This is a genomic window from Paenibacillus ferrarius (assembly GCF_002027705.1).
Taxonomy (GTDB): Bacteria; Bacillota; Bacilli; order Paenibacillales; family NBRC-103111; genus Paenibacillus_E; species Paenibacillus_E ferrarius.
Genome location: NZ_MBTG01000069.1, coordinates 1 through 7,017 on the forward strand (window position 1 = coordinate 1; position 7,017 = coordinate 7,017).

Consider the following 7,017-nt stretch of genomic DNA (forward strand, 5'->3'; position numbering starts at 1 on the left):
GGATCAACGAATATTGCTTACCTTGCGGCAAGATTTTTAAGATCTGAGTCAGTAATTCCTAATTGTTTACCTTCTTCTGTAACGCTATGGCTAAACTGCATTACATTATTATGGGCAAAATATATGTACTCAACGTACGGTTCATTTTCAAATACAACAACCGTGTAAAATGACGGTAATTTAATCCCCCAGATTCCTTTAACCGATTTAATTTCATTCTTCTTATAATGTTGTTCATTCAAAAGGTAGTTAGTCACTTTGTTCGCATAAATTATCTTGTTTGCTTGTACGTAAAAGAAGGGCGTGATGAGAACTCCAATTACTAATAAGGCTGCTATCCATTTCATTATTTCAATGTAACAGCCCCTTTCTACTTCCCAACACTTACTGTTCACTAACTTATTCGATACTTACCTATATTTTTCCTTTGGTATAGCAATAGCCCCATTACTTGTTAAACTAATCTACCCGTACGGAATAGGCTACCGATATTAAGTCAGCGGTAGCCTGTTGTGGTATTCTTATTCAACTATCGTTCTTACGTTAGCAGAATGAGCAACGTCAGTTTCTTGTATTAGCTTAATAATCTCGTTTACGCATTGTTCTACATCCTTGTTTAAACAATCGAGGGCTTTATCACTGTACTTAATGTATAAGGGCAGTCTTTCCTCGTAAACATCTTCTAGACTTTTTCCATTCTTGATAACAATGCCTCTAGTCGTTACATTGATTAGTCTTCTTTTAATCTCTTCATATGGGACGTGTAAATAAATGACCATACCACCTTGTTTAAGGACGTTCATGGCTTTTTCTGAATATATTACGCTTCCTCCCGTAGAGATAATGCAATTTTCTAAATGCAGCTCCGATATAGCTTTTTCTTCGATCTGCATAAATATCTCTATCCCATCGTTATCGATTATCTCTTGTAGTAACTTACCTTCACGCTGTTGAATGACAATATCCGTATCGACAAAATTCATTCCTAAAGCTTTTGCAAGTAATACACCTAAAGTGCTTTTACCAGCACCCGACATACCTACAAGGATTATATTCATTTTCTTCCTCGCTTTATATTAATTGTTATTGATACATTAAACTTTCGGTAAATGCCCAGAAATATCCTTCATATGATGTTAACTCCTGTTACTTCAATGAACAAAAAAGTGACCCACAGCAACGGGCTGTGGGTCATAATTAATTATATTTTAAAGGGGGTCAGTTTTATTATAGGCTTGATTCATTAAAGCTATATGAAAATAAGATTTCATTCTTGTTACATTTATTAAGCTAACGTTCTTTCGTCCCTCAGTATTAAGGTTTTATCTAACGAATACTCATTCATTCGCAGGATTTCATCACTTTGAAATATAGTAATCTTAAGAATACTAAGCTGTTGCGACCGTACTTTACCCTTTTAAGGCATGCGGGAATAGAAGAAACATTGGAACATTTCTCCATTTAAATAATCTACTGCACGCATACTCCACAATCCCCTGGAGATTGACCATCCCAAGGCTCTACGGGTCGCCGCCCTTACATTCCTTCGTTACACCTATCCAAGGTGTGGAGACCGATAGCGTTTAGCGGATGGGTCTGTGCCCTTTTGAAGAACGAACTCGGTCCTCCGTGCTTTCTTTGTTTGAAGTCCTGCGAATGAATCAATTTACGTTAGTCCGAAGATTTTAGGCAGCCTGAGTATACTGAAGTACCGTTTTTTCAGGAGTAAACGACTCCTCGGAATGCACCATGCCAACTAAGATTCGTGCTAGTTTTCCAAGCAATTTAAATATCGACTTCTGCTTACTCATATGTTTAACTTGCACATTATTCTCATGTAATTGCTTAAATATTGGGTTTGTTCCCACTAGTGTTAAGGTAGCCAGATACAAATATTTTCGAAGTGTGGAATCTCCTCGTTTGGAGAGTATGATCTGACCCTTACGCTTTCCAGACATGCTTTCTGCCAAATTTAAACCGGCTTTCCGTAACAACTGGCGACCATGAGCGTACTGCTTCAAATCACCCGCGCTAGACAGAATCGCTGCAATATAGATTGTGCCCAAACCTTTAACGGAGCGAAGTTGGCTAGCAATTGGGATCTCACCAAGTAGACCTTCGATTTCTTGTGCTATTTCGTTCAATATACCATCAATGCGTTCGAATTCTTCTAGTAAGCGCTGCAAATCCTGTTTGGCCTCATTCAGCGCTACAGTTTCCCCCACGCTTTGAACGGCTTTAGAGAGTAGTTCAGCTGCCTTATGGATACCCGTGGAGCCGCCAGCTCGTTTCATATATTTTCGCCATCCTGTAATTACTTCTGATGTGGATTGACCTTTTAAATCCAACGGAGACGGGAACTCTTTGAGTGTAGCTATGGATCGTGGACAGGTCCAATCTTTAAACACCGAAGCATATTCAGGGAAGCGTATATCCAGCCAGCGGATGATCCGATTCTGCATCCGAACACTATTTGTCACCCAAAATTCCCGATCATTCATTAGGGTCCGTAACCTTTGAAAATGAGTTGCTTGACGAATGTATTCATAATAATAGCCACGGCTAACAACATCTGCAATAACAAGAGCATCCTTCGGGTCACTCTTAGAAGGACAATTATCTCGGTTCTCCTTGTTGCGCTTCGTCGTTGCAGGATTCACTAAAACGACGTTTAAGTCTTTCTGGGCAAGCCAGTTAGCCAAACTGTACCAGTAGTGTCCTGTCGGCTCCATACCTATTATGATGTTCTTTAGTCGGTGCTTTTGTTGTAGGCCTTCCATCCAACGAAGTAATTTTTCAAATCCCTGAATAGTGTTTTTGAATGAAAGATGCTGGTTAGTAAGAACAATACCGCGATAATTTGTAGCTTGAGCTACTTGAGTTTCCTTAGCCATATCTATACCCACAACAAGATGCGAAGTGGTAATTCGTTCAATACGTTGATTTTGTCCGTCTGATTGCTTAAACTTCATAATAAGAGCGCCTCCTTGATGGTGTGGGTATTTACCCGTCGACAAACCCATCATACCGAGGCGCTCCTTTTTTGACAAAGCCCATTTCTTAGGCTATACAGGAATGTTTAGCGTAGCGATCATCTTTTCTTTTTAGCAATAGAGAGTACGACAAAAGGATATCTAAACAATAAACTCTACTTGTTCAGCTACGATTTCAAAAGAGGCATTATCATCTTCATCCCAGTTAGCAAAGAGAAATTTACGGAAGGGTTCATTCTTTTTCATTTCACTTACGGAATTAAGCATCATGCCTATTGGTCTATTAGAATTTATAGTCTGAACCCCATAAAATTTAAAAACTACTACCTCTCCCTCATAGCTTCTTAAAGCTACAGTAAGATTCGTGTTTTCCCAAAGAATACCTTCAATTTTGCTATCATGAATCCTATAATCGCCTATAAAGCCTAGGAATTGATCTTTTTCCTCCATAAATTGCTCCTTAATTTGCAAATGTATAATACTATCCAAAGTTAGTTTATCACTAAGTGCTGAATTATCTGCCAGTTAGGTGAGCAAAGGGCGCCAATCAGTATTGAACAATAATTCTCGTTAGCTCAGCAAGTTTTCATTAGGCGTCATTGAATCTCCCCATGACAATGGTGTTATAGTATTCACCGTCGGAAAGAATTTTGTCGTTTTTTAATATGCCTTCGATTTCAAAGCCGAGCCTTTTATACAGTTCAATGGCTTTTGTATTGGTTTCCAAGACGTTCAGTGTTATTTTTTTGATGTCATTGGAGTCAGCCCAAGTAATAGACTCTTGTAGGAGATTTTTTCCGATCCCATATCCCCAAAAGTCTTTAAGTACACATACACCAAATTCGACTTTATGAGAGAATCTCTTGAGGTAAGTTCCTTCACATCTCGAGAAGCCAACAATACGTTTATCAGCGACAGCAACCAAAAATAAGTTTTTTGGACTGATCGTGTCCGCATGTATTAATTGTTCAAATCCAGATATATCAATGAAAGCTTCTCCTCTTTCTCTATCCAGATTCTCCGTCTCTCCATCAATTTGTAGTCTTAATTCGGACAAATCTTTCGCATCGATTTCGATGGAAGACCTAATGGTGTAGGTCAGTCCATTCACATGAAATTCTTTATTGCTAATTATCACTTGTTTGCCCCCTATACTAACTTTGAAAGACGGCTACCTTTTGCCTCGTGGTGTGTTTATTCAACTCTTGTTCTGCGTTAGCGTAACGACCTATCATTGAATTGATTTCAACAGACAGTTCAAGTATTTTCATCCATTGAGATGAGTGCCTCACATGATATGGATGTTTACACGGACGGGAGCAATAAGAAATAGCTTTATTAAAGAAACTTGAATTTAGTTGTGATTATCATAATTTCCATGTGCATTAACAACGATAAAGGAATGTCCCCCATTATTGAGATTATCTGCATTATACATCCGTGTACTTGGAGAAAAAGAAATAGATGAGTTAAAGTAGCCTCCGCTAGAAAATAAATAAGCATCACCTTTAGGGTGTACTCTACCTTGAACCCAATAATGGGTACCTGATCTCAAAATGTAACTACCACTCCTCGGAATTTGAGGACTCCAGTTACCATTAAATGTGTTTAGATCAAACACATTCTGAGAGCCTTGAGATTTAGAATAAAGCACTGTGTTAGCGTCCTCCTGCGAAGATAAAACCTTATCCCAAAGCTTGGAGTCTTTATCCATGCCTAAACTAGTCATGTTCATATATCCGCCTGTAATTAGTCCAAGTCCCGCATCTATGTCATTTTGTATAACAACTTTAACACGGGAGTACGAAACATAAGATTTGCTCGGAGCCTGCAAAATTTGAAGATTTGTACGTTTTCCGCTAGAATCGTAGGTTGCAAAGTTAAAAGTCATATCAATAACTTCGTTTCTAAATGGGTCTTTAGGATCTTCCATATCGACAACGATATACTCTTCACCGTATTCATGGTAATTGCCATCATTAGACTTCCAGTCTGCCTTAGTAATATCAAAGTTCTCTATGAAGTTTTGAGGGAAATATCGTGGCCACATCGTAAATACATTTGTTCCATGCCAAGCAACCTCTGCTCTCGAAATTGCATGTTTATCCTTAGAAAGCGTTTTGCCATCCTTTATAGAAAGAATTCGCTCGATAATCGTCACAGATTGCGCACGTGTAGTCGTTTCATCCTCGCCAAGTGTACCCGTATCATCCATTCCAGTAATTAAACCAGCTTCAGAAGCCAAGTACATCCATTTCTTATCATCAGTATTATTATCTCCAGTTGCAGCACGAACAGCTATACGAGCCATATCTTGGCGCGTCAGAGCTGTACTCCAATCCCCATTTGTGAAATCACTCCATTGATGAAGTCCAGAAGTCACCGCCGCGTTGATGTATGGTACATACCAAGAGTCACCCGATGTAGTTCCCGTAACAGATATATGAAGGGCATTATCAACCATTTTAATAAACTCTGCTCGAGTAATATCTCCATTAGGTTTAAAGGTTCCATCTGGATATCCATCAACGTACCCTTTGTCAACAGCACCTGTAATTACAGTCTCTCCCCAATGCCCTTTTAAATCCAAAAACGCTGTTACATTAGAATCTGCTATTTTCGATGAATTAATATTGGATATAGGACTGCTTTCAGCGTTTGATTGGTTGGGCGAAATCATATAGCTCATTAATATAAGTGCTAGTACATGCTTTGATAATTTCTTATATCTAATCATTATTCTTCTTCCTAACTATTACGAATTTTTCAACGATATACAGACAGGCAGAATAATTAATTATCTACCTTTTTACCTTTTTATGGATAATATTATCGATTCAGTATATCTCAAAATATCATATTTTTCATCAGTACTTTTCAACAAAAAACCTTGAAGGAAATATCCGACTTCTTCAGGGGAGTAAGGAATTACTATTTTACGGGGATAATGATAAAGTCCTCTTTTCAGTTGCTTCCACGCTCTACTGCCCGTTAGCGGGGTGAAGGGCTGCCACTCGGCCCTTCACTGTTTAACTATCTTGTCCCGTTAGAGTTTCTCGTTCCAATTCATAAGTTCTCTCGCCTTATCAAACGCCCAATTTAAGTCCACATAGCCTCGTTCCAAGTGTAGTCGAACTGCATCTTCCCAAATGAAATATTGAGCACCTTGAATTTCGTTAGCCTGGTGGATAGGCTCAGCCTGCTCGTCAATGGCTTCGAGAAGGAATAAGCGCACCTGCTTACGAACGGTTAACCCTTTTCGTTCGATAGGATATTCAATGTCGCCAAGAAGTGAAAGAATTCTGGAATTAATCCCAGTTTCTTCTGAAATTTCTCTGATTGCAGCTTCCTCCCATGTCTCTCCGGATTCCAGGTGGCCTTTTGGGAAACCGACATGTCCATATCTATCGTGAATGAGTAGGACTTGGATTCCTGAATGCGTCTTGCGAAGAACTAATCCCCCGGCAGCACGTTCAATAAGATTCTCTGTCATAGTAACCTCCTTTGTGAATAATTGCCTAATGCTATGTATCCGTTTCCTGTGTTATGAAACTATGGTACTCTCTTCTAGTCTATAACCTTATTATTATACTAATTTCTTTGCCGCGGTGTTTTTATTAACCTATAACTTGAAGTTGTAATGATAGCAATTAGGACATACCTTCTCCGCTCTGGACAAATCAACTTGAATACCAAGTTCGGATTCTAAAGACTGAAGAATTGACCGCTTTACCATTCGTTCAATCACAGCGTTGATATCGTAGCAATCTCCCATCCAAAGTGGATGATTTAACAGAGGACAGTCATACATGTCTTTATGGTCATCCATGTTAACTCTCCTTTAATTACGCACTTCTGACCAAGTAACGAGGCTGACTATGATTACCATAGCGTGCTTATTATACTCTCGTTCACCGTTAGCATCTCCTAGACTTTAAACAATTGTTGCACAATAACCTGTTTCCTTACCTTTTTCAACTGCATTGATATAACCATCAAAGTAATATGGTATCTCATCTTCTTT

7 protein-coding genes are annotated in these 7,017 nt (G+C 38.8%); all 7 read right to left on the reverse strand.

Annotated features, from left to right (window positions below):
- Nucleotides 1–17: 17 nt before the first annotated feature.
- The 7 genes from BC351_RS38900 to BC351_RS38930 all read right to left on the reverse strand — a co-directional run bounded on the left by BC351_RS38900 (nt 18) and on the right by BC351_RS38930 (nt 6,486).
- Entirely contained in the window at nt 18–347 is a 330-nt protein-coding gene (locus BC351_RS38900) for a DUF3139 domain-containing protein (RefSeq protein WP_079409177.1), read from the reverse strand.
- Nucleotides 348–521: 174 nt separating this feature from the next.
- A complete protein-coding gene (locus tag BC351_RS38905) occupies nt 522–1,058 on the reverse strand; it encodes a shikimate kinase (RefSeq protein WP_079421058.1) in 537 nt (178 codons plus the stop codon).
- 627 nt (nt 1,059–1,685) lie between these two features.
- Complete coding sequence (locus tag BC351_RS38910; protein ID WP_079421064.1) at nt 1,686–2,972, reverse strand: IS110 family RNA-guided transposase; 1,287 nt, start codon at nt 2,970–2,972, stop codon at nt 1,686–1,688.
- A 162-nt stretch (nt 2,973–3,134) separates the two neighbouring features.
- Nucleotides 3,135–3,443: a hypothetical protein gene (locus tag BC351_RS38915; protein WP_079421059.1), complete on the reverse strand. Its 309-nt coding sequence runs from the start codon at nt 3,441–3,443 to the stop codon at nt 3,135–3,137.
- 139 nt (nt 3,444–3,582) lie between these two features.
- A complete protein-coding gene (locus BC351_RS38920) occupies nt 3,583–4,131 on the reverse strand; it encodes a GNAT family N-acetyltransferase (RefSeq protein WP_079421060.1) in 549 nt (182 codons plus the stop codon).
- Nucleotides 4,132–4,347: 216 nt separating this feature from the next.
- The gene (locus BC351_RS38925) at nt 4,348–5,730 is read right to left on the reverse strand and encodes an S-layer homology domain-containing protein (RefSeq protein WP_079421061.1); all 1,383 of its coding nucleotides are present in this window, start codon (nt 5,728–5,730) and stop codon (nt 4,348–4,350) included.
- A gap of 309 nt (nt 5,731–6,039) precedes the next feature.
- Nucleotides 6,040–6,486, reverse strand: coding sequence for an NUDIX hydrolase (locus tag BC351_RS38930; RefSeq protein ID WP_079421062.1), 447 nt, complete (start codon nt 6,484–6,486; stop codon nt 6,040–6,042).
- Between the last annotated feature and the right edge of the window lie 531 nt (nt 6,487–7,017).

Bases quoted from the DNA above. Each gene is read 5' to 3' on its own strand.
- BC351_RS38925 (WP_079421061.1), bottom strand. From the start codon at position 5,730: ATGATTAGATATAAGAAATTATCAAAGCATGTACTAGCACTTATATTA.
- BC351_RS38930 (WP_079421062.1), bottom strand. From the start codon at position 6,486: ATGACAGAGAATCTTATTGAACGTGCTGCCGGGGGATTAGTTCTTCGC.
- BC351_RS38910 (WP_079421064.1), bottom strand. From the start codon at position 2,972: ATGAAGTTTAAGCAATCAGACGGACAAAATCAACGTATTGAACGAATT.
- BC351_RS38915 (WP_079421059.1), bottom strand. From the start codon at position 3,443: ATGGAGGAAAAAGATCAATTCCTAGGCTTTATAGGCGATTATAGGATT.
- BC351_RS38900 (WP_079409177.1), bottom strand. From the start codon at position 347: ATGAAATGGATAGCAGCCTTATTAGTAATTGGAGTTCTCATCACGCCC.
- BC351_RS38905 (WP_079421058.1), bottom strand. From the start codon at position 1,058: ATGAATATAATCCTTGTAGGTATGTCGGGTGCTGGTAAAAGCACTTTA.